This is a genomic window from Ruegeria sp. H6 (assembly GCF_056532975.1).
Genome location: NZ_JBQFOA010000001.1, coordinates 300,970 through 321,944 on the forward strand (window position 1 = coordinate 300,970; position 20,975 = coordinate 321,944).

Genomic DNA, 20,975 nt, shown 5'->3' on the forward strand with positions numbered 1-20,975 from the left:
GCTGGTCCCCTCAGTGCAGGTTGGGCTGATTGCCCATGCCTTTTTCGTCAATCATATGCCCGGTACGGAACCGGTCGAAGCGATAGGCGGTTGCGGTCGGGTGCGGCTCATCCCGCGCCAACAGATGCGCAAAGCAATAGCCCGAGGCCGGGGTTGCCTTGAAGCCGCCATAACACCAGCCGCCGTTGAAATAGAGCCCGTCAATGCCGGTCCGGTCGATGATGGGCGACCCGTCCATCGACATGTCCATGATCCCGCCCCACATCCGCAGCAAACGCGCCCGGCCGATCATCGGCATCAGCGCCATGCCGCCTTCGCAGACATCCTCGACCACCGGCAGATTGCCGCGCTGTGCGTAGGAGTTATACCCGTCCAGATCGCCGCCAAAGACCAGTCCGCCCTTGTCGGACTGGCTGACATAGAAATGCCCCGCGCCAAAGGTGATGACACCGGGCAGAACCGGCTTCAGACCTTCCGAGACAAAGGCCTGCAAGACATGGCTTTCGATCGGCAGGCGCATTCCTGCCATGCCCATCAACCGCCCCGAATTGCCCGCAACGGCACAGCCGACCTTGCCCGCGCCAATAAACCCTTTCGAGGTCTCGACGCCCAGACATGTACCGTCTTCGATCCGAAACCCGGTCACTTCGCAATTCTGGATGATATCGACGCCAAAACTGTCGGCTGAGCGCGCATATCCCCAGGCCACGGCATCGTGACGCACGGTGCCGCCACGCCGCTGCGCCAGACCACCTTTGATCGGGAACCGCGCATCGTTGAAATTCAGGAACGGATATTCCCGGCGCACCTGATCGGCATCCAGCAATTCGGCATCCGCGCCGTTCAGGATCATCGCATTGCCCCGCCGGGTAAAGGCGTCACGCTGCGCATCCGAATGGATCAGGTTGATAATCCCGCGCTGGCTGACCATCGCGTTGTAGTTCACGTCCTGTTCCAGACCTTCCCACAGTTTCAATGAGAATTCATAGAACGGCTCATTCCCGTCCAACAGATAGTTTGAGCGGATGATCGTCGTGTTCCGGCCCACATTGCCGCCACCGATCCAGCCCTTTTCGATCACTGCGACCTTGCGCTGCCCATAGATCTTGGCCAGATAATGCGCTGTCGCCAGACCATGACCGCCACCCCCTATGATCACAATGTCATAGTGCGCCTTGGGTTCAGGATCGCGCCACGCCGGGGTCCAGCCCTTGTGGCCGGTCAACGCCTGTTGGATAACTTTGAAACCAGAATATCGCATGAATCGGACCTTTTTTTCCAGATTTCACGCAATTTGGTTGATTGAATACTCTCAAATCCGACATCGATTGCACTGAATCAGACCTGACGGAGATCGCATTGACCCTCTGCGCGAACATCCCAAACTGGTCCTCGGACGCACCGAAGCCACCGCAGCGGCAAGACAAACCCTGCTGCGGCGGTGGTATTGGTAATACGGTGCGCGGCGATCCTGGCCGCCACCGTTTCATCGGGCGGTTAGGCCGCCGCGATCTGACGGGCCTTTTCGACCATGACCTCGGCCTGCCGGATTGAGGCATAGTCGATCAACCGGCCATCCAGCGACACCGCTCCTTTTCCTGCCGCCTCGGCTTGGGCCATGGCTTCGAGAATGCGCTGCGCCTTTGTGACTTCGGCGTCGCCGGGTGACATGACTTCGTTCGCCAGCGCGATCTGACTGGGATGGATGGCCCATTTGCCTTCGCACCCCAAAACCGCCGCGCGTTTGGCAGCGGCCTTGTAGCCCTCGGGATCCTGAAAATCCCCAAACGGACCGTCGATCGGACGCAAACCATTGGCACGCGCCGCCACGACCATACGGGCCAGCGCATAGTGCCACATGTCACCCCAATGGGTCAGGCGACCTCCGTCCGCGTCTGCGTCGGTCAGCACCGAGTAATCCGGGTTCACGCCGCCGATGATCGTGGTGCGCGCACGGGTCGAGGCCGCATAGTCCGCAACGCCGAAATGCATGCTTTCGTTGCGCTTTGAGGCTGCCGCGATTTCGCTGACATTCTGCATCCCCAGCGCGGTTTCGATGATATGTTCGAACCCGATGCGCTTTTTGTAACCCATCGCGTCTTCGATCTGCGTGACCATCATGTCGATGGCATAGACATCAGCAGCCGTGCCAACCTTGGGGATCATGATCAGGTCCAGCCGTGCGCCCGCCTGTTCGACAACATCCACCACGTCGCGATACATGTAGTGAGTGTCCAACCCATTGATCCGCACCGACATGGTTTTGCTGCCCCAATCGATATCGTTCAGCGCCGCGATGATATTCTTGCGCGCCTGTTCCTTTTCGTCAGGCGCAACGGCATCTTCCAGATCCAGAAAGATGACATCGACGTCAGACTTGGCGGCCTTTTCGAACATGCCCGGCTGGCTGCCCGGAACGGCCAGTTCGCTGCGGTTCAGGCGGGCGGGGGCTTGGTCAATGGAATGAAAGCTCATGGGGTTTGGTCCTTCTTTGTGGAATTCGGGGTTGGGGCGTTTGCTGCGAAACACCCGGAACAAGGGTTAGCCGGTCCAGCCCAGGCCAGCGGAAATGGCATTCATCGATTGCAGCAGGGGCACGGGAACCGACCCGGCCTGCGCATCATTTCGGGCCTGTCGCAACAGATCGACCTGCAACGCGTGAATGCGGGCCAGTTCCGCCCGTTTGCGATCAAACCGCGCGCGCAGCCGGGGAAAGCGATGGCCAATGGCTTGGCCGCCGGTCAGGAACTGCACCACGTCGCAGGCGCTGTCATATTCCGCTTTGATCGTCTGAAAGATGCGTTGGCGGGTCTCGGAATTGGCGACCAATTCGCCATACTGCGCGGCGATCTCCATGTCGGCCTGATAGAGCGATTTTTCCATCTCATCGACGGCAAGACGAAACAGGCGCGAATGCTGAAACATATCTTGCAACACATCATCCCCACGTGCGCCACGGAACTTGCGAAAACTGGCCATGGCAGACCCGAACCCGTACCAGCCGGTGATCAGGTGGCGGTTTTGCGACCATGCAAAAACCCAGGGGATGGCCCGCAGATCGTCCAGACTGGCCGCGCCAAATCGGCGCGCCGGGCGAGATCCGATTTTCAGACGGGCCAGTTCTTCGACCGGGCTGGCCTGCTGAAAATAATCCAGAAACCCCGGCATCTGCAAAAGCGAGACATAGGCTGTCTGTGACAGTTCCGACAGGGCATCCATCGCATCATCGAATTCGGGTCGGGTCGGTGCCTTGCCGGGTTTGGCCGTGTGGCGCAGCGTGCTGGAAAGCAGCAGTTCCAGATGCGCCGCCGCGGTGCCGCGATTGGCGTATTTGGCCGAAACCACCTCACCCTGTTCGGTGACGCGCAGCCGCCCGGCAATGGTGCCGCTGGGCTGTGCGGCGATGGCGCGTCCGGTCGGCGCGCCGCCCCGGCTGACCGAACCACCACGCCCATGGAAGAACGTCGCCGTGAACCCTTGCGAGGCCAGCGCCGTCATGATACGGCGTTGGGCGCGCTCAAGCTCCCAGGTTGAGCAGAAATAGCCGCCATCCTTGCCGCTGTCGGAATAGCCCAGCATCACCTCGACCAGATTGCCGCCGGTTTTCAGGCTGCGGCGAGCAAGCGGCACGGCCAGTACGTCCAGCAAAATTGCCGGAGCATTGCGCAGATCGGCGATTGTCTCAAACAGCGGCACCACCGAAATATCCAGCGTCTCGGACCCGAACCCGGCATAGCGGGCCAGCAGGTAGACGCCCAGGATGTCGTCGGCAGACCGGGTCATCGACAGGATGAACGGCCCGATTGCCTTTGGGTCCGGTCCTGATCGCACACTGTGGATCAGCGCCAGAAGCGCCAGCAATTCCTGCGCCTGATCGCTGAGCGCGGCGCGGTTTCGATAGGGCAGGCTCTGATCCGCCAGCTCAGTTCGCAGGCGCGTTGACCAGGCGGATGTGCCATAGTTCGGCGCTGCCCCGGATTGCGCCCAGATCTCGGCCAGAACAGCGGTGGTAACGGTGGAATTCTGGCGAATATCCAGCGTCGCGGTGCGGAACCCAAAGACCGATGCAGCCCGGCGCAAGGGGCGGATATGTCGCCGCGCCAGAATATCCGCATCGACCGCACATAATGCAGCATCCAGCGCGTCAAGATCGCTCGTGAATTGCGAGATATGGTCATAGCCCTCCTGTGCCAGCCGATTGCGGATTGCGCTCAGGGCCTGCCGGAACGGTTCATTGCGGTTGCGGCCCGTGTCCGGTGCATGGTCGATGATCCCTTGCAAACGGTCGCGATCCGGTGAGGGCAGGGGCAGGATCAACGCGCTGATGCTGAGCCGGCTGGCCGCCCGATCAAGTGCCTGACAATACAGATCCAGTATCGTTTCACGTCCGCGTTTCAGGGCCAGCGCAGTCATTTCAGCGGTGACATTGGGATTGCCGTCCCGGTCGCCGCCGATCCAGCTGTGAAAGCGGATATCCGGCGTTTTGTCCAACGTCTGACCCAGCACATGCAGGCAGGCCTGATCGAACCGGTCCATGACCTGTGGCACGGCGTCAAAGATGGCATCGCGGAAGAATTGCAGCCCCCATTCGATTTCGTCCTGAAGGCTAGGGCGGGACAGGCGCAGTTCTCCGGTCAGCCACAAAAGGTCGATCTCGGCCTCAAGACCGTTCAGCAATTCGGTGCGTTCGGTCGGGGTCCAGCGTTGGGTTTCAAGGCTGACAAGGGTGCGATAAATCCGCCGGTGAATTTCCAGCACCGTCACCCGTTTGGCCTCGGTCGGATGCGCGGTCAGGGTGGGGCCCACGCACAGGTCGGCAGTCAACCTTTCGGTCTGACTGACCGTCAGGGGCAGGTCAGACAGCGCCTGCGCAAACCCGCCTTCCACCGCTTGGGCCCCGGATTGGGTCTCGGTCAGGCGACGGCCGCGGATTTCGGCGTTTTCGTCAATGATGCGCAGCAGCTGAAACCAGATCGACAGGGCTTGCAGATAGGGCGTCGCCTGAGGGCCCGAGGGGATGGGCCCCAGCGGCGCCGCCTCGGCCCATGTGGCTACATGCGGTGCCCGTTTCAGCAGAATGTTGCGCCACAACAGCCGCAGTTCGGCGCGCAACCCGTCGGCATAAGGCGACGAGGCCGGGGTCGGGTCGATGGTTTGGGCTAGGGCGTGCATCAGATCACCTGATCACGCGGCGTGCGGCCTGCGAAAAAGTCGTTCAGATTGTCGAGCACGCGGAATCCCATGGCCTCGCGCGCTTCCTGTGTGGCGCTGCCCAGATGCGGCAGCATCACAAGGTTGTCGCAGTGCAGCAGGTCCGGGCTGATGCGGGGTTCACCGTCAAACACGTCCAGCGCCGCCCCGCCGATCGTATTAAACATCAGCGATTGGACAAGGGCGTGTTCGTCCACAACCTCACCCCTTGCAGTGTTGATCAGAAATGCACCGGGTTTCATCAGATCCAGCCTGCGCCCGTTGATCAAATGCCGGTTTGCGGCCCCGCCGGGGCAATGCAGCGAGACGAAATCGCAGTGCGGCAGCAGATCATCCACCGTGTCGACCTGTTTGGCGTTGAACTGGCCCAGCACGTCGAGCGGCACGGCGCTGCGGTTCTGGACCACGATCTTCATGCCAAACCCGTGATGCGCGCGCCGCGCCATTTCCTGACCGATGCGACCAAAGCCGATGATGCCCAGCACTTTGCCGCTGACCTTGGTGCCAACCAGATGCGTGGGACGCCAGCCTGACCAGCCACCTGCGCGCAGCTCGCGCTCGCCTTCGCCGGCGCGGCGGGCCACCATCAGCAGCAGCGTCATGGCCAGATCGGCGGTGCATTCCGACAACACGTCAGGCGTGTTGGTCACGGTCATGCCCAACTCACGCGCCGAAGGTTCGCAGATATGGCTGTACCCGACCCCGTAATTGGCAAGGATTTTGGTCTGCGCGGCTGGCACGTCCAGCGCCTCGGCGCTGAGCGTGTCGGTCACGGTGGGCAGAACCGCATCGTATTTCCCAAATGCCTCGCGGAGTTCCGCCGGGGACAATGGTTTGTCCCCGGTATTCAGCACGGTGTTGTAGGTTTCGGCCAGTTGCGCCTCGACGGCGGCAGGCCAGCGACGGGTGACAAGGACCGAAGGTTTGACCATCACGCAGCCTTTCCCATAACGCGGGCAATGGTTTCGCCGATCACCGCCGGGTTTTCGGCCACGGTCACGCCAGCGGCCGACAGGATCTCGACCTTCTCGGAGGCGCTTTCGCCAAAGGCCGAGATGATTGCGCCAGCGTGGCCCATGGTCCGGCCCTTGGGCGCGGTCAGGCCGGCGACATAGGCGATAACCGGCTTGGTGATATGGTCGCGGATATATTCCGCCGCTTCGGCCTCTTGCGGGCCGCCGATCTCGCCGATCATGGCGATCACCTCGGTATCCTCATCCCATTCGAACCGCTCAAGAATATCGCGAAAGGAGGAGCCGTTGATCGGGTCGCCACCGATGCCGACACTGGTCGACACACCGATGCCGCGCTCTTTCAGCTGCGCTGCGGCCTCATAGCCCAGCGTGCCGGACCGCCCGATGATGCCCACATTGCCGGGCAGGTAGATATGACCGGGCATGATCCCCAACAGCGCCTTGCCGGGGCTGATGGTTCCGGCACAGTTCGGGCCGGTCAGCACCATGCGCTTATCCTTGGGATAGCGATACATATAGCGTTTGACGCGGATCATGTCCTGCGCCGGGATCCCGTCGGTGATGCAGACACAATACCGGATGCCGGCATCGGCGGCCTCCATGATCGAATCTGCCGCAAAGGGGGGCGGTACGAAGACAAGGCTGGCATCTGCGCCGGTCGCTTCGACCGCCTGTTTCACGGTGTCGAACACCGGCACGCCCTCGACGGTTTCGCCGCCCTTGCCGGGAACCACGCCGCCCACGACATTGGTGCCGTAATCCAGCATGTCCCGCGTGTGAAAACGCGCCATGCGTCCGGTGATGCCCTGAACGATAACGCGGGTGTCGCGATCCAGAAGAATGCTCATTACACGGCCCTCATCTTGGTGTTTTGGGTCAGATCATTCTGCCATGCGCCCACGGCGCGTTCGGCAGCCTCGATCAAAGTTGTGGCGCGGATGATCGGCAGGCCGGATTTGGCCAGGATTTTCTGACCCTCCTCGACATTGGTGCCCGCCAGACGCACGATGACGGGCAGGTCAAGCTCCAGCTCGCGCAGCGCCTGCACGACGCCTTCGGCCACCCAGTCGCAGCGGTTGATGCCCGCAAAGATGTTGACCAGCACCGCCTGTACATTGCTGTCGGACAGCACCAGACGAAAGGCTTTGGCCACCCGCTCGGGCGAGGCGCCGCCGCCGATATCCAGGAAGTTCGCAGGCTCCCCCCCGGCCAGTTTGATCGTGTCCATCGTGGCCATGGCCAGACCGGCGCCGTTCACGATACAGCCGATATTGCCCTCAAGCCCCACATAAGACAGGCCGCGATCCGCCGCACGGCTTTCGCGCGGGTCTTCCTGACTTTTGTCACGCAGTTCAGCGATCTGGGGATGGCGGAACAGGGCGTTGTCGTCAAAGCTCATCTTGGCGTCCAGCGCCAGAACCCGGTCGTCGCCGGTGATGACCAGCGGGTTGATCTCGACCATGGTGGCGTCCAGCTCGCTGAAGGCGGCATAACAGCCCTGCAAGGTACGCACCATGTGCTGCACCAACCGGGGTTCAAGACCCAGTTCAAAGGCGATCTCGCGCGCCTGAAATTCCTGCAAACCCACGGCCGGTTCCACGATGGAGCGCACGATGCTGTCGGGGCGTTCGGCGGAAATCTCTTCGATCTCCATCCCGCCCTCTGAGGACGCTACGATCATCACCCGCTGGCTGGAGCGGTCCAGGACAAAACCCAGATAGATCTCACGATCAATCGGCACGGCGGATTCGACATAGACGCGATAGATGCCCTTGCCCTCGGGGCCGGTCTGATGCGTCACCAGCTTGCGGCCAAACATCTTGTCACAGGCTTCGTGGATTTCGTTCTCGCTGTTGCACAGCTTGACGCCGCCGGCCTTGCCGCGGCCCCCGGCATGGACCTGCGCCTTGACAATCCACTTGTCCCCGCCCAGTTCCCGCGCGCGGTACGCCGCCTGTTCGGGGCTATAGGCCAGCGCGCCCGACGGTATGGCGACGCCGAAATTCGAAAGAACCTCTTTCGCCTGATATTCATGGATATCCATCTGCATTCCTCCCGTTTATGCAGTGCGTTCACGCCGCGATTGATGTGCCGTAGCGGCTTTCCAGCAGGGCCTCGATCGCCTCGAAATCAACAGTGCCGCCCAATTCACGCATCGCCTCGGCAAAGAGCCGGACGATCTGAGAGATCGCATGGCGGTTCAGCTGATTGAGGATACCGATCCTGACCTGAACCGGCGCGCTGAGGGTCGGCCAGATGCCAAAACCCCGGGCGCGGCAGTTCTGCACCAGCTCCATCTCGCGCCCGGCCAGTTCGGGTGGCAGGTTCAGAACCAAAAGGCTGGGCATGTCCGATGTCACCTGACATCCCAACGCAGTCACGGCATCGCGCAGCACCTTTTCATGCGTCCGGTACGAGGCCGCCCGTTTGGCCAAGCCTTCGGTCAGCGTCAGGCGCAGGGATTCGTGAAAGGCCGCAACTGCGTACCCGGAATGGGTCCGGTGATAGGTGCCTTTTTCAACATCCTGCCCATCGACGATGCCCCAGTGGCGGGCCTCGAAAACAGGGTTGTGGACATAGCTGTAGGCCCCCGTTGATTGCAGGCTGTCGATATAGGCGTCGGTAAAGCTGACCGGGGCATAGGTCAGCGGCAGGCAGCACAGACCTTTTTGCGGGCACGAGGCCCAGCCCGCGATGCCCGGATAATCGTCAATGCGAAAATCCTCGACACCCAGGGACGACACGGCGTCGATCAGACCCATCGCACCGTGGCGTTCGCAGGCATCCGAGAACCCGCGCAGGTCGTTGATACGCCCCGAACCCGTTTCCCAATGGGCCATGAACCCCCATTTGGGTTTGTGTTCGGCCAGCGCGGCTTCGACCATCTCACCCGTTACCGGCTGCCCATGCGGCACGTCGATCACGGTGACACTGGCGGCCTGCGGGTCCAGCGGATTGGCGGCATGTTCGTCGGGCGTGGCCGCCTTGATGCGCAGGGTCAGTGAATCGATGCCCGAAAAGGTGCCGTTGGTAAAGGCAACCACCCGGTCGCCGGGCATGACCGCCGAAAACATCGTGTCCAGCGCGCTCCAGCCTGTACCGGCAACCGCGAATGTATAGGTGTTGGCGGTGCCCCAGATCTGGCGCAGCATATGCTTGCATTCGACCATGCCGCGCAGGACATCGCCCTGCATGTGATCGGCCACCCCGGCACCTGCAAAGGCTTGCAGGACGCGGGCATCGGTATTGCCCGGACCCGGGCCAGCGGCCAGGGTCTGGGGGATTTCGAGCGTGGGATAAATCTGAAACGTCATGCGATCCTCCTTCACCGTCGGGGTGGACATCCACGCCCGACATCGCGTTGAGGATCAGGAAAGCGCCGCTTGCATCATCGCGCAACGTAACTTACTACTGCTTTGGCATGTCTAAAAGGATGGGTCATTTCCTACCCTTTTTGGCAAATATACGGCGGTATACCGATATATCACCCACCCAATTGGGTAGTAATTCAGAATTTTTGGATGTAAAATCAATGGCCGAGCCTTCACCAACCCCGATCAACGTCATGCTGGCCGACAACAATCCGCTGGTGCTGTCGGCCATGTCCGAAATTTTCGAACGCGATCCGCGATTCTCTTTGGTGGCCACATCGGCGACGGCCGAAGGGTTCCTGGGCGCGGTGATGCGCGTGCCGGTTCGGGTCTGCGTGATTTCGTGGACATTGCCAGTTCTGGGTGCAGCAAAACTGATCGAGGTTTTGCGCGAACAAGAGGGCGCCCCCCGGTTTGTCATCTATGGCGATGATGTTGGGGACATACCCCGCCTTGCCATGCAAGCGGGTGCGGCGGGGTTTGCGTCGCGCTCGGGTGAGGTGGACGTATTGCTGGAAACCTGCGCCGACGTCGCGGCGGGTAAAATGGTGTTTCCATTCATCGATGTGCGCAAGATGCAAACAGACCCGATCCACACGCTGTCGCGCAAAGAACGTGTTATCCTTGAGGCGCTGGCCAAGGGTCTGTCTAACCGAGAATTGTCGAAAGACCTGAAAATTTCGACAAATACCGTCAAGTTTCACCTGTCCAATATCTACGAGAAGCTTTCGGTTAAAAACCGGGCGCAGGCGATTGCGTTCTACTATTCCTCCGGCGCCAGGTCGGATTAAGCGATTTCAAGTATCCTGACATCGCAGCCGCTGATTTCCTGGCCCTGCCACTCAACCGGGTCACTGCTATAGTTGATCAGAAAGACGTGCCGCTCTGTTTCCCGCAACCGCAAGCCATGAGGCATCGGTCGCAAGGTCAGACCGACCTTATCCGCGGCCATCGCAATCACCCGATCCCACAGCGCCTCATCCGGGAACCCGGCCAGATACCACAGCCCTTCTTCGCCTTTCAGGGCAGGGGTGCCATCCTCAAAATTCAGCAAATCGGTGGCATCGCCGGACAACCGGTCGATCCAGTGCTGTGCCGCACCACCGCCGGTAACGCGGCGCTCCACGTTCGGGGGCAGAGTTTCGACCAGTTCAACCTCGCATTCCAGCCGGGACAAACCGGGCCGCCCGTTCTGGGGGATCTGGAATTCAGCGGTAATCGCCCCGCTGCGGGGCCCGAGAATGGCCAGATCACAGGCCTCTGACAGGCGTTTTTCCAGATCTCCATCCACCGTCGCCAGACCCGGCGCAAGCAGCAGTGCGTACCCATTGGGTATAGCGCCCGCAGGGACGACATCAACCGACAGCCCCGCCCGGCGTAGCGCGCGATAGGCGGAGAATACCAACCAAAAGTAGTTGAACCCCGCCCCTTGCGGTTGCGTTGTCCAGGCCCAGTCCGAGGCATAGTCAAACACGATGGCAACGTCGGCCTTTGTGGCTGCAACATCACCCAGTTGCGCCAGGTCATCGGCTGTTTGCCGCGCCTCGGCCAAACCCGGTGCGTCGGCGCCGGATGCGGTCAACAGGCCTGCATGCATCTGTTCTTGAGCCATGGGTGCCTGCCGCCAGCGGAAATAGCTGACCACTTCCGCCCCATGCGCTACGGCCTCCAACGACCAGAGGCGTACCATGCCGGGCAGGGGGGCCGGATTGTAGGGGGCCCAGTTGACCGGGCCGGGCTGTTGTTCCATCACCCACCAGCGGCCCCGACCAACGGCACGGTACAGATCGTGGTGAAAGGCCTGCATGTCGGGGTCACCCTGTTGCAGGAAAGCGGTCTTGTGGCTGTCTTCGGCTTCCAGCCGGTCAGACAGAAAACCGATCGGATAACTGTCCCAGGTCGCGATATCCAGATCGGCCCCGGTTTTGAAATGATCGAATTCCAGCACCCGGCCCATGTAATTATGCGACAGCGGCGCATCGGTCAGCGGACGCAATACATCGACCTGAGCCTTGTTGAATTCCACAACCTGATCCGAGCTGAACCGGCGGAAGGCAAGAACATGGGCGGGGTTCGGCTCGGTCACAGTCAGATTGGGTAAGTCGACCTGGTCGAAACCAGTGTATTCCATCGACCAGAACACATTGCCCCAGTCCGCGTTCAAAGCCTCAATCGTGCCGTAACGGTTCGCCAGCCACACTCGAAACGCGGCCAGAGCAGCGTCCGAATAGCTGATTGTGGTGTCGTGGCAGCCATATTCATTGTCGATCTGCCATGCCAGCACATGGGCGTTTCGGCCGTAACGCTCGCCCATCAGCCGAGCCACGCGTCGACATTCTTCGATGTAGCCCTGATGGCTGAAACAATAGTGACGGCGAGAACCAAACTTGCGCGGGTTGCCGTTCTGGTCCACGGCCAGCATGTCCGGGAGCTTGTCCAGCATCCAGCGCGGAGGGGTGGCCGTCGGGGTCCCCATCACCACTTTCAATCCCGCTGAACCCAGCGTTTCAACGGCGCGGTCAAGCCAGTCGAATTGAAGATCGCCGGGCCTGGGTTCCAACCGGCTCCATGCGAATTCGCCGATCCGCACCCAGCGCAGACCGGTTTCCACCATGCGCGCGGCATCTTCCGCCCACATCGCCTCTGGCCAATGTTCGGGGTAATAGCAAACGCCAAGTTCTGGTGTCATAAACGGACTCTGTGTTCTGCCTGGCCCTGACCTGCGGTCGCTGTCGCAAAAGTCATGCCGTTTTGGGGTTGGGTTTCAATCGCATCGGCCTCCAACCCTGAACGGGCGGTCGTACAGAACAGGGTTGTCAGGTCTTCGCCACCAAAAGCGGGGCAGGAGGGCTGAAGGGCCGGAATAGCGATCGCTTTCTGAAACAGCCCTTGGGAATTGTAAACCGCTACCCGCGCGGCACCCCATTGAGCGATCCAGATATTGCCCGAAGTATCAACAACCGCCCCGTCCGGGTTCAGGTTATCTGCGTTGAGGTCCAGAAAGACCTGAGCAGCACCAACCGGCCAGCCGTTTTCGGGATCAAGTGGCTGACGCATCACCTGTCGGGTCGCAGTGTCCGTGTAATAGGCACAGCTTTTGTCGGGCGCAAAGCAGATCGCGTTCGATATGGTGACATCCGGCACAAGTTGGCGCAATTCACCTTGGTAGAACCGATAGATCGCGCCTGCCTTTGGCTGGGCCTGCTTTCCCATCGTCCCGATCCAGAAGCCGCCCCACGGATCGGCGCGACCGTCATTCGAGCGTGTTATGCTGTTGTCGGCCTCAAGCGCCACAACCCGTTCCCGTGCGCCGCTTTCGATGTCAAAGCGCCACAGCCCGGTTTCCGATGCCATCAAAAGCGTGTCCCGGTCGACCCACCCAGCCGCCGAGACATGTTCGTCGAACTGCCAGTGCTGCGGTGTGTCACCGTTCCGGGTCATCAGACGTTTTCCGACGATGTCGAACCAGAACAGCTGCTTCCGATCGGGATGCCACAATGGCCCCTCTCCCAACTCGCAGGGGCGGTTGTCATAGACGTGAGTCATGCCACCGCCCTGTCATAGGCGGACACGATTGTGCGGGCACGCTCGGCGATTTCAGAGACTTTCATGCCGGGTTTGAACAGGGCCGATCCTATTCCAAATCCGTCCGCTCCGGCCTGAAGCCATTTGTCGAAGTTTTCAGGCCCTGCGCCACCTACCGCGAACACTTTTGTCCCCTTTGGCAAGACCGGACGCAAGGCCGCAAGGCCGGTGGGGCCGGCCATCACACCGGGGAACAGTTTCAACCCAGTGGCCCCTGCCTTTAGCGCTCCGAAGGCTTCGGTCGGCGTGTAGACACCCGGCCAGCTTTGCAAGCCAAGTGCTACGGATTTGCCGATGACATCGGCATCGAAATTGGGAGAAACGATGAGCTTTCCGCCAACGGCCGCCACCTGTTCAACCTCGCTTGTGGTCAATACGGTGCCCGCGCCAATCAGGGCTTTGTCACCAAAGGCACCAGCCAAAAGGCGGATGCTCTCCAACGGGTCCGGCGAGTTCAGCGGAACCTCGATCTGGTCAATCCCGGCATTCAGCAGGACAGTGCCAACATCGACTGCCTGGTTCGGGTGCAGACCGCGCAAGATTGCAATAATGGGGCGGCTCATGCTGTTTTCCTCGTCAGATTTCGGGCCAGTTTCAAACCGGCCAGCGTTGTAACAGTTGCATCTGCGGTGTCGACAAACGCGCCTTGATCAGCAAGGGCCTGTGCATAAAGGCCCGACAGGGTTTTGGCCCCGATGATCGCCAATTGCTGACCCAGCCAATAGGGGCGTGTGGCCGCGAGTTCGACCCCGATCAGTGCACCGGACAGACGCGCCCGGGCGATGTTTGCGTCCTGACCATGCAGCAGGTCGGCAGCCCGCAATCCAAACAACCGCGCTGCGAATTGTTCGGGTTTCGACAACGCGTCAGCCACGGCTTCGGAAAAGGCCGCGTCGTTCCAGCCCTCACCAATCGAATGTTTCAGAACGGATTGGCGTCGCAAAAGATCAAAAAGCTCGCCCGTCATGAAGGTGCGAAAGCTGACGACCTCACCGGCAGAGACCTGGACCCACTTTGTATGCGTACCGGGAAGGCAGATAACCCCGTCCCAATTCGGCCTGGTGGCCAGGTATCCGGCAATCTGCGTTTCCTCACCGCGCATCACGTCGGCAGGTGACATCTGCTTTAACCCCGGCACAACAAAGGCGCGAATGCGAGGATCGGTGTTTGGCACCCGAAACGGCGTAACCGGAACCGGCGCGGAGGGAACCGCTGAATAAGGCGCCTCAACCCAACCTTGCCGTGCCCCCACCATACCACAGGCAATGACGTCAACAGGCGCAGCTGGCAACCAGCTTTCAATCAGTGACAGCAGGGCCGATTGAAAGTCGCCATTGGCAAGGCGCGCCATGCCGTCAGCGGACTCGGCCTGATCCAGAACCTTGTCGCCCTGCATGGCCCATGCCCGCAGATGAGACGTTCCCCAATCGACAGCTATCCACTCAGTGTTCATTTCATCACCCCGATACCACCACGCCCCCGTCGACCGCTATGCATTGTCCGGTCATCGCCCGACTGGCCTCGGACGCAAGAAACAGGGTAGGCGCAATCATGTCTTCGGGCGTCAGATGTTCCTTGAGGCATTGGCGATCCAGATGGGCGGCAAGGTCTTCGGGCGTGGCCCACATATCCAGTTGTTTTTGCGTCAAAACCCAACCCGGGGCCAGGGCATTCACGCGGATTTTCTGCGGCCCCAACTCTCGTGCCAGGGATCGCGTCATGCCAGTGATACCCGCGTTCGATGTCGTATAGATCGGATAGCCGGAGTTTCCCATCATGTAGCTGATCGAGCTGAAATTCACGATGGCCCCGCCCTTGCCCTGCATCTGCCGCGCGGCTTCCTTACAGGCAAAGTAATAGGCCTTAAGGTTGACCTCGATCATCCAATCCCAAAACTCAGTCGTCGTCTCGTCCAGCGTGTGGCGCTTGTCATTGGCTGCGTTGTTGATCAGAACGTCCAGCGGGCCATGCGCCTCGGCGGCCTTTTGCATGGTGGCGTGCAAAAGCTCGGTATCGGTCATGTCACCCTGCATGAACAAAGGCGCGCGACCGTGTTTGTCGCGCATCTCGTCGACAAAGGCGCTGGCATCCGAACGACCGATGAAGGCCACATTGGCCCCTTGCGACAAAAACCCATCGGTCAATGCAGCGCCAACGCCCGAGCCGCCGCCGGTGATATAGACGGATGCGCCCTCCAGGTCGGGGAACGTGGCTTGCTTGGTCATCAGTGGCTCTCTCTGGTCACGAGGCGGGTGTCTTTACCCACAAGGAAATCGAGGTCCGCCCCCTGATCGGCTTGCAGCACATGGTCGATATAGAGCTTTGCATATCCGCGGGTGTAATGCGGATCGTCCGGTTGCCACGCGGCACGACGCGCGTCCAGTTCTGTTTCGTCGACCAGCAATTCCATCTCGCCTTTACTGGCCGAAATACGGATCCGGTCGCTGGTTTTGACCAGCGCCAATGTGCCGCCTGCCTGAGCCTCGGGGCTGACATGCAGGATCACGGTGCCATAGGCTGTGCCCGACATGCGCGCATCACTGATGCGGATCATGTCGCGGACGCCCTGTTTCACCAGTTTCCCCGGGATCGGCATGTTACCAACCTCGGGCATTCCGGGATAACCTTTGGGACCACAGCCTTTGAGCACCAGAATGGTCTCGGGCGTGACCGGCAGATCTTCGCGGTCGATATTGGCTTTCAGATCTTCGATGTTTTCGAACACGAAAGCTTCGGCCTCGGTTTCCAGCAGCGCATCTGTCGCGGCAGAGGGTTTGACGATGGCCCCTTTGGGCGCAAGATTACCGCGCAGAACGCGCAGCCCTGCGGCAGGTTTCACCGGGTCGCCGAAGGGGCGGATCACATCCGTGTTGAAACATTCTGCACCCTCGTAATGGGCCGCGATGTCTTTGTTCAGCACGGTTTTTGAAGGGCGCAGGAAGGGTTTGAGTTCGTTCAGAACAACCGGCACGCCGCCTGCATAGCAGAAGTCTTCCATCAGGTATTTGCCCGAGGGCATACAGTTCACCAGCAGGGGGATTTCCGATCCGATCTCAAAATCCTTGAGGGTCAGGTCCACGCCGACCCGGCCCGCCAGCGCCAGCAGGTGCACAACCGCGTTGGTCGACCCTCCGACAGCTGCGTTGGTGAGGATCGCGTTCTCAAAAGCTTCTTTGGTCAGAATGTCCGAGGGTTTGAGGTCTTCGTCCACCATCTCGACAATCCGCTTGCCGGTCAGATGCGCCAGGGCCATGCGGCGGGCATCAACGGCGGGCAGGGCGGCGTTTGTGGGCAGGGACATCCCCATCGCCTCGACCAGCGATGCCATTGTGCTGGCTGTCCCCATTGTCATGCAGACACCGGCGCTGCGCGACATGCCGGATTCAGCGTTCATGAAATCCTGCAAGGTCATTTCTCCGGCGCGAACCGCTTCGGAGAATTTCCACACATCGGTTCCCGAACCTATGTCTTTGCCCTGAAACTTGCCATTCAACATCGGACCGGAACTGACCACGATGGACGGCAGATCGACCGAAGCTGCGCCCATCAACTGGCCCGGTGTGGTCTTGTCGCATCCGCCCAGCAGGACGACCCCGTCGATACCGTAGGCACGGATTGATTCCTCGACATCCATGGCCAGCAGGTTGCGAAACAGCATCGCGGTCGGCTTCATCTGGGTCTCACCCAGTGACATGACGGGGAATTCGACCGGAAAGCCCCCGGCCTCCCAAACCCCGCGTTTGACCCCTTCGGCCAGATCGCGCAGGCCGGAATTGCAAGGGGTCAGTTCGGACCAGGTATTGCAGATACCAATGACAGGTCGCCCGTCAAAGGCGTGATCAGGAAAGCCCTGGTTTTTCATCCAGGACCGGTGGATGAACCCGTCCTTGTCCAGTTTTCCATACCAGTGCTGCGAACGACGTTTCTTAGTCATAGTTTATGCCCTTCAATCACCCACATCGATTGCGGGAAGCTCCACGGCAGAGACAAGCCATGGCTCATCAGATATTGGCCGCTTACGGTTACAGGTCCTTGTTTCAAAGCCGGGTTGCCACGCGACAACGTGGCTGGCGCGGTCGCGGTGTCGCGCAGCTCGACGCGGTATTGCGCCTCCGCCTCAAGCCGGGTCAGCCGCAGGGGGCGCGGCGCGATCTGCGGTGAGGTGTCAAGCTTGCCCGCGAACACGACAAAACGCGATCCATCCGTAGTCTGCTGCTGTTCGGCAATAACCGACGGGTCGGGGCTGTCCAACCGCAAGATGTCGGCATGGTAAAGCCAATCACGGTTGTCTTTCCACCATTGTGTGACCTCTCGCAGAACCGCCTGTTCCTGATCGGTCAATTCGCGCGGGTCCATTTCGAACCCCATATGCCGCTGGGCGGCCACCCAGGCCCGGAACCGGATGTCGAGCACGCGGCCCGAGGTGTGGCAGACGCGCGGGCCCACATGGCTTCCGGTGACGGCCATGGGCAGGAATATCGCCGCATTGTGCTGAATGCGCAGCCGCTCCAACGCGTCATTGCTGTCACTGAGCCAAACGCGTTGGGTGCGTTTGAGAATGCCAAAATCGATCCGCCCACCGCCACTGGCGCAGCTTTCGATCTCGATATGTGGAAACTCCTGACGCAGCCGGTCAATCAGCGCGTATGATCCGCGGGTTTGCGCCGCGTCCGGCATAGGCAGCACGCGGTTATGATCCCACTTGATATAGTCAATCTCATGGCCTGCAAGAATTGCGGACATGCGGTCATACAGGAATTCGCGAACCTCGGGCAACGCCATGTTCAGCGCTTTTTGCTGCCGCCCCAGTATCTGATCCTCGCCCCCCAGCGCCCATTCCGGATGGGCCCGGTGGATGCTGCTGTCGGGGTTGATCATTTCAGGCTCAAACCAGATGCCGAACGTCATCCCAAGCGAATGAACGTGATTGATCAGCGGGTCCAGACCGTCGGGGTATTTCCGGGCGTCGACTTCCCAATCGCTCAGCGACGAGGTGTCATCATCCCGCTGGCCAAACCAGCCATCATCCAGAACAAACCTCTCTGCCCCAAGCGCTGCGGCGCGGTCTGCGATATCTTTGAGCTCTGGCAGGTTGTGATTGAAATAGACCGCTTCCCAGCAATTGTAGTGCACCGGGCGGGGGCGGTCGGGCTTTGGAAAGGCGACAATGCGATCCCGCAGGTGACGCTGAAAAGCAACCGCGCAACCGTTGATCCCATCGGCTGAAAACACGGCATAGAGCGGCGCGGTCTCAAACCGAGTGGCCGCTTCGCGTTCCATGCGCGCGGCATGCCCGAACTGGATCTGGCGCCGCCCGTCGGGCAATTCCTCGGCCAACATGCGATGCCCACCGGACCAGCCGTAGTGAAACCCATAAGCCTGACCTTGCGCGTTTGTTGCGCCGCGCACCGGGACGATCAGACCCGGAAAGTGCTCGTGACCGGTTCGCCCGGTGCGGTTCTCGCGATAGCGGATGCCCGCAGACCACGGGGTGGTGTTGGTCTGGAACTCACCGCACCAACGCCCGGCGAAATCCATCAAACTGTCCGACAGTTGCGGCGCTGGAAACACCGGTGCAGACAGCCAGTGCAGAATGACGGGGCGATCCGCCTCAAGCACGGCGCGGGCTTCGATGATATGGGTTTTCGGGTCAATCGAGAACACCGCCTGATAGGTCAATCGGTGGTCTTCGTCCCGAAAGGTCAGGGTCAGATGATCATCCTCGACCTTTTCGGCGGCGTAACAGAATTTCGGCAGGATCGGCGTGCCGTCGCCGTCACGCAAAATCAGACCGGGTTGACCCGGAAAACTGCGCGTCGCCTCAGGGCACATAGACAGTTCCGGGTTGGCGTCCAGCATACCGCCGGTCACATCCAGACCATGGGCCTGAAACAAGGTTTCATGGTCTTCATTCTCTGGCAGCCGGGGGCCGAAATACACAATTTCGGGCAAGCGCTCGCGATGCGCCGCAAGCACCAGGGATTGCCGCTCATCATGAAGCGACCAGGTTCTTATCATTACTTCACAGCTCCGAGGGTCAGGCCCGCGATAAAGTGTTTTTGCATCAGGAAGAACATGGCAACCGGTGGCAGAGCCGCCACGATGGAACCCGCGCTCATCAAGTGATAGGCGGCCCGAAACTGCGCGTTAAAGCTGGTGATACCGGCTGTCACAGGCTGGCTTTCGGCGCCCTGCGTCAGGACAACGGCCCAGAAATAGTCGTTCCAGATGAAAGTGAACATGAGAACGGACAATGCGGCCAGCGCGGGTTTCATCAAGGGCAGAACGACGTACCAGAAAATCCTGAACTCGCTGATCCCCTCGACCCGGGCCGCTTCGATCAACGCAAAGGGCAGGGCTTTGATGAAGTTCCTCATGAAGAGTGTGCAGAACCCGGTCTGGAACGCGATATGAAACAGGACCAGACCGGTTTTGGTGTTATAAAGGCCCAGCTCCAGCGTCAGGTCGCGAACGGGCACCATCAGAATCTGGAACGGGACAAAGTTGCCCGCAACAAACATGAAGAAAATCCACATATTCGCCTTGAATTTGTAAATCCCCAGCGCAAAGCCGGTCATGGTGCTAAGCGCCACCGCCCCGATGACCGTCGGAACGGTAATCAAAAGCGAGTTCAGCATGTAGCGCGGCATGTCGCTGTTAAAGAACACCTGACCATAATTGTTGGCAAATTCGAAGGATGTCGGCAGGCCCCAATAGTTGGCATTCACAAAATCGGCGTCCGGTTTGACCGAGAAAAGCGCGACAGCGAGAAGCGGGCCAAGCCACATCAAAAGAGCGACCGGCAGAAGAATCTTGTAGGTTATCTGGGCCGCTTTGGGTTGTTTTTCGATGGGTGTGGGAAACATATCAGTGTCCCTTCTCTTCGCGGTACATCGACCACAGGAAGTAGACGATGAAGCACATCATGATCATGAACAGCACCACGGCAATCGCGGCGCCATAGCCCATGCGGAAGCCGTATTCGGACAAGGCAACCTCGAACATGTAATAGGCCAGCACACGGGACGACCCGAAAGGACCGCCTTGCGTCATGACCGAGATCAGGTCGAAGGATCGCAGCGCTCCGATGATGGTGACCACAAAGGCGATGAAGGTCGCCGGGCGCAGCTGCGGCAGCACGATGTACCACAGCATTTTGATACCCTTCGCACCATCCAGTCGCCCCGCTTCGATCTGTTCGGGGTCCACCGCATTCAGACCGGTGAGGTACAGGATCATGCAATAGGCGGTCTGCGGCCAAAGCCCGGCCGCGATGATGCCGTAGGTCACGAGATGCTCGTTTCCGAGCACGTTGATCGGACCAGCGCCGAACAGCCCCAGAAACTGGTTCAGCAAACCAAAGGTCGGATCGTAAAACCATGTGAAAACAAGCCCGACAACGACCTGGCTGATTACAAACGGGAAAAAGAACAGCGACTTATACAGCCGGATGCCGAACACGGTTTGGTTCAGTAGTAACGCGATAAACAACCCTGCGGGAATGGCAAGCAGGTAGAGGACCAGCCAGATCAGGTTGTTTTTGAGCGAAACATAGAATGCATCGCGATCGACCCATTCATAATAGAGGTCTTCATAGTTGCGCATCCCGACATACTCGGCCTGACCCAGCCCATCCCACTCATAGAGTGACAGGTTGAACGACTGAAAAACGGGGGCAATGACGTAAACCAGGAAGAAAAGGATCCCCGGTGCCAGAAAAAGCCAGGGCGCAATCGCTTGTTGGTTTCGGTGAAACCAGCTTTCAGTTTCGGTCTCGGTAATGTCGGTCGAGGCGGTCATGATGGCCATCTCTTGTCTGGGAAGTGTTTCAACC

At 60.1% G+C, this 20,975-nt stretch carries 17 protein-coding genes; 1 reads left to right on the forward strand and 16 read right to left on the reverse strand.

The window, feature by feature from the left end; translation table 11 throughout:
- Positions 1–10 precede the first annotated feature (10 nt).
- From ACR0AG_RS01465 to ACR0AG_RS01495, 7 genes are all read right to left on the reverse strand, one after another.
- On the reverse strand, positions 11–1,261 hold the full coding sequence (locus ACR0AG_RS01465; RefSeq protein WP_480835668.1) for a sarcosine oxidase subunit beta family protein: 1,251 nt from the start codon (positions 1,259–1,261) through the stop codon (positions 11–13).
- Positions 1,262–1,497: 236 nt separating this feature from the next.
- Positions 1,498–2,475, reverse strand: coding sequence for an HpcH/HpaI aldolase/citrate lyase family protein (locus ACR0AG_RS01470; RefSeq protein WP_480835669.1), 978 nt, complete (start codon positions 2,473–2,475; stop codon positions 1,498–1,500).
- Between the two features lie 66 nt (positions 2,476–2,541).
- The gene (locus ACR0AG_RS01475) at positions 2,542–5,172 is read right to left on the reverse strand and encodes a phosphoenolpyruvate carboxylase (protein WP_480835672.1); all 2,631 of its coding nucleotides are present in this window, start codon (positions 5,170–5,172) and stop codon (positions 2,542–2,544) included.
- On the reverse strand, positions 5,172–6,143 hold the full coding sequence (locus ACR0AG_RS01480) for a 2-hydroxyacid dehydrogenase (RefSeq protein ID WP_480836855.1): 972 nt from the start codon (positions 6,141–6,143) through the stop codon (positions 5,172–5,174). The genes ACR0AG_RS01475 and ACR0AG_RS01480 overlap by 1 nt, the downstream gene beginning before the upstream one ends.
- Positions 6,143–7,033, reverse strand: coding sequence for a succinate--CoA ligase subunit alpha (gene sucD, locus ACR0AG_RS01485; RefSeq protein ID WP_480835674.1), 891 nt, complete (start codon positions 7,031–7,033; stop codon positions 6,143–6,145). Before sucD ends, ACR0AG_RS01480 begins: the two co-directional genes overlap by 1 nt.
- Positions 7,033–8,229 (reverse strand): malate--CoA ligase subunit beta, encoded by a 1,197-nt coding sequence (locus tag ACR0AG_RS01490; protein WP_480835676.1) that lies wholly within the window; start codon positions 8,227–8,229, stop codon positions 7,033–7,035. The genes sucD and ACR0AG_RS01490 overlap by 1 nt, the downstream gene beginning before the upstream one ends.
- Before the next feature lie 28 nt (positions 8,230–8,257).
- Complete coding sequence (locus tag ACR0AG_RS01495) at positions 8,258–9,499, reverse strand: pyridoxal-phosphate-dependent aminotransferase family protein (RefSeq protein ID WP_480835678.1); 1,242 nt, start codon at positions 9,497–9,499, stop codon at positions 8,258–8,260.
- Between the two features lie 218 nt (positions 9,500–9,717).
- On the opposite strand from ACR0AG_RS01495, the gene ACR0AG_RS01500 reads away from it, so the two are divergent.
- Positions 9,718–10,347, forward strand: coding sequence for a response regulator transcription factor (locus tag ACR0AG_RS01500; RefSeq protein WP_480835680.1), 630 nt, complete (start codon positions 9,718–9,720; stop codon positions 10,345–10,347).
- Here ACR0AG_RS01500 and ACR0AG_RS01505 read toward each other — a convergent pair.
- Genes ACR0AG_RS01505 through ACR0AG_RS01545 form a run of 9 tightly spaced genes read right to left on the reverse strand, consistent with a single transcriptional unit; the run spans position 10,344 to position 20,950 of the window.
- Positions 10,344–12,245 (reverse strand): beta-galactosidase, encoded by a 1,902-nt coding sequence (locus ACR0AG_RS01505; protein ID WP_480835683.1) that lies wholly within the window; start codon positions 12,243–12,245, stop codon positions 10,344–10,346. The genes ACR0AG_RS01500 and ACR0AG_RS01505 overlap by 4 nt on opposite strands.
- On the reverse strand, positions 12,242–13,102 hold the full coding sequence (locus ACR0AG_RS01510; protein WP_480835686.1) for an SMP-30/gluconolactonase/LRE family protein: 861 nt from the start codon (positions 13,100–13,102) through the stop codon (positions 12,242–12,244). Before ACR0AG_RS01510 ends, ACR0AG_RS01505 begins: the two co-directional genes overlap by 4 nt.
- Positions 13,099–13,704, reverse strand: coding sequence for a 2-dehydro-3-deoxy-6-phosphogalactonate aldolase (locus ACR0AG_RS01515; RefSeq protein WP_480835690.1), 606 nt, complete (start codon positions 13,702–13,704; stop codon positions 13,099–13,101). Before ACR0AG_RS01515 ends, ACR0AG_RS01510 begins: the two co-directional genes overlap by 4 nt.
- Complete coding sequence (locus ACR0AG_RS01520; protein ID WP_480835693.1) at positions 13,701–14,594, reverse strand: 2-dehydro-3-deoxygalactonokinase; 894 nt, start codon at positions 14,592–14,594, stop codon at positions 13,701–13,703. Before ACR0AG_RS01520 ends, ACR0AG_RS01515 begins: the two co-directional genes overlap by 4 nt.
- A 4-nt stretch (positions 14,595–14,598) precedes the next feature.
- On the reverse strand, positions 14,599–15,366 hold the full coding sequence (locus tag ACR0AG_RS01525; RefSeq protein ID WP_480835696.1) for an SDR family NAD(P)-dependent oxidoreductase: 768 nt from the start codon (positions 15,364–15,366) through the stop codon (positions 14,599–14,601).
- Positions 15,366–17,075, reverse strand: coding sequence for an IlvD/Edd family dehydratase (locus ACR0AG_RS01530; RefSeq protein WP_480835699.1), 1,710 nt, complete (start codon positions 17,073–17,075; stop codon positions 15,366–15,368). The genes ACR0AG_RS01525 and ACR0AG_RS01530 overlap by 1 nt, the downstream gene beginning before the upstream one ends.
- On the reverse strand, positions 17,072–19,159 hold the full coding sequence (locus ACR0AG_RS01535; RefSeq protein ID WP_480835700.1) for an alpha-galactosidase: 2,088 nt from the start codon (positions 19,157–19,159) through the stop codon (positions 17,072–17,074). Before ACR0AG_RS01535 ends, ACR0AG_RS01530 begins: the two co-directional genes overlap by 4 nt.
- On the reverse strand, positions 19,159–20,007 hold the full coding sequence (locus ACR0AG_RS01540) for a carbohydrate ABC transporter permease (protein ID WP_480835703.1): 849 nt from the start codon (positions 20,005–20,007) through the stop codon (positions 19,159–19,161). The genes ACR0AG_RS01535 and ACR0AG_RS01540 overlap by 1 nt, the downstream gene beginning before the upstream one ends.
- 1 nt (position 20,008) lies before the next feature.
- A complete protein-coding gene (locus tag ACR0AG_RS01545; RefSeq protein WP_480835705.1) occupies positions 20,009–20,950 on the reverse strand; it encodes a carbohydrate ABC transporter permease in 942 nt (313 codons plus the stop codon).
- Positions 20,951–20,975: the final 25 nt, after the last annotated feature.

What these genes read in the sequence shown, in the direction of transcription:
- ACR0AG_RS01525 (WP_480835696.1), bottom strand. Translation starts at nt 15,366, where the DNA reads ATGACCAAGCAAGCCACGTTCCCCGACCTGGAGGGCGCATCCGTCTAT.
- ACR0AG_RS01540 (WP_480835703.1), bottom strand. Translation starts at nt 20,007, where the DNA reads ATGTTTCCCACACCCATCGAAAAACAACCCAAAGCGGCCCAGATAACC.
- ACR0AG_RS01520 (WP_480835693.1), bottom strand. Translation starts at nt 14,594, where the DNA reads ATGAACACTGAGTGGATAGCTGTCGATTGGGGAACGTCTCATCTGCGG.
- ACR0AG_RS01490 (WP_480835676.1), bottom strand. Translation starts at nt 8,229, where the DNA reads ATGGATATCCATGAATATCAGGCGAAAGAGGTTCTTTCGAATTTCGGC.
- ACR0AG_RS01505 (WP_480835683.1), bottom strand. Translation starts at nt 12,245, where the DNA reads ATGACACCAGAACTTGGCGTTTGCTATTACCCCGAACATTGGCCAGAG.
- ACR0AG_RS01545 (WP_480835705.1), bottom strand. Translation starts at nt 20,950, where the DNA reads ATGGCCATCATGACCGCCTCGACCGACATTACCGAGACCGAAACTGAA.
- ACR0AG_RS01495 (WP_480835678.1), bottom strand. Translation starts at nt 9,499, where the DNA reads ATGACGTTTCAGATTTATCCCACGCTCGAAATCCCCCAGACCCTGGCC.
- ACR0AG_RS01470 (WP_480835669.1), bottom strand. Translation starts at nt 2,475, where the DNA reads ATGAGCTTTCATTCCATTGACCAAGCCCCCGCCCGCCTGAACCGCAGC.
- ACR0AG_RS01515 (WP_480835690.1), bottom strand. Translation starts at nt 13,704, where the DNA reads ATGAGCCGCCCCATTATTGCAATCTTGCGCGGTCTGCACCCGAACCAG.
- ACR0AG_RS01500 (WP_480835680.1), top strand. Translation starts at nt 9,718, where the DNA reads ATGGCCGAGCCTTCACCAACCCCGATCAACGTCATGCTGGCCGACAAC.
- ACR0AG_RS01475 (WP_480835672.1), bottom strand. Translation starts at nt 5,172, where the DNA reads ATGCACGCCCTAGCCCAAACCATCGACCCGACCCCGGCCTCGTCGCCT.
- sucD (WP_480835674.1), bottom strand. Translation starts at nt 7,033, where the DNA reads ATGAGCATTCTTCTGGATCGCGACACCCGCGTTATCGTTCAGGGCATC.
- ACR0AG_RS01465 (WP_480835668.1), bottom strand. Translation starts at nt 1,261, where the DNA reads ATGCGATATTCTGGTTTCAAAGTTATCCAACAGGCGTTGACCGGCCAC.
- ACR0AG_RS01535 (WP_480835700.1), bottom strand. Translation starts at nt 19,159, where the DNA reads ATGATAAGAACCTGGTCGCTTCATGATGAGCGGCAATCCCTGGTGCTT.
- ACR0AG_RS01530 (WP_480835699.1), bottom strand. Translation starts at nt 17,075, where the DNA reads ATGACTAAGAAACGTCGTTCGCAGCACTGGTATGGAAAACTGGACAAG.
- ACR0AG_RS01510 (WP_480835686.1), bottom strand. Translation starts at nt 13,102, where the DNA reads ATGACTCACGTCTATGACAACCGCCCCTGCGAGTTGGGAGAGGGGCCA.
- ACR0AG_RS01480 (WP_480836855.1), bottom strand. Translation starts at nt 6,143, where the DNA reads ATGGTCAAACCTTCGGTCCTTGTCACCCGTCGCTGGCCTGCCGCCGTC.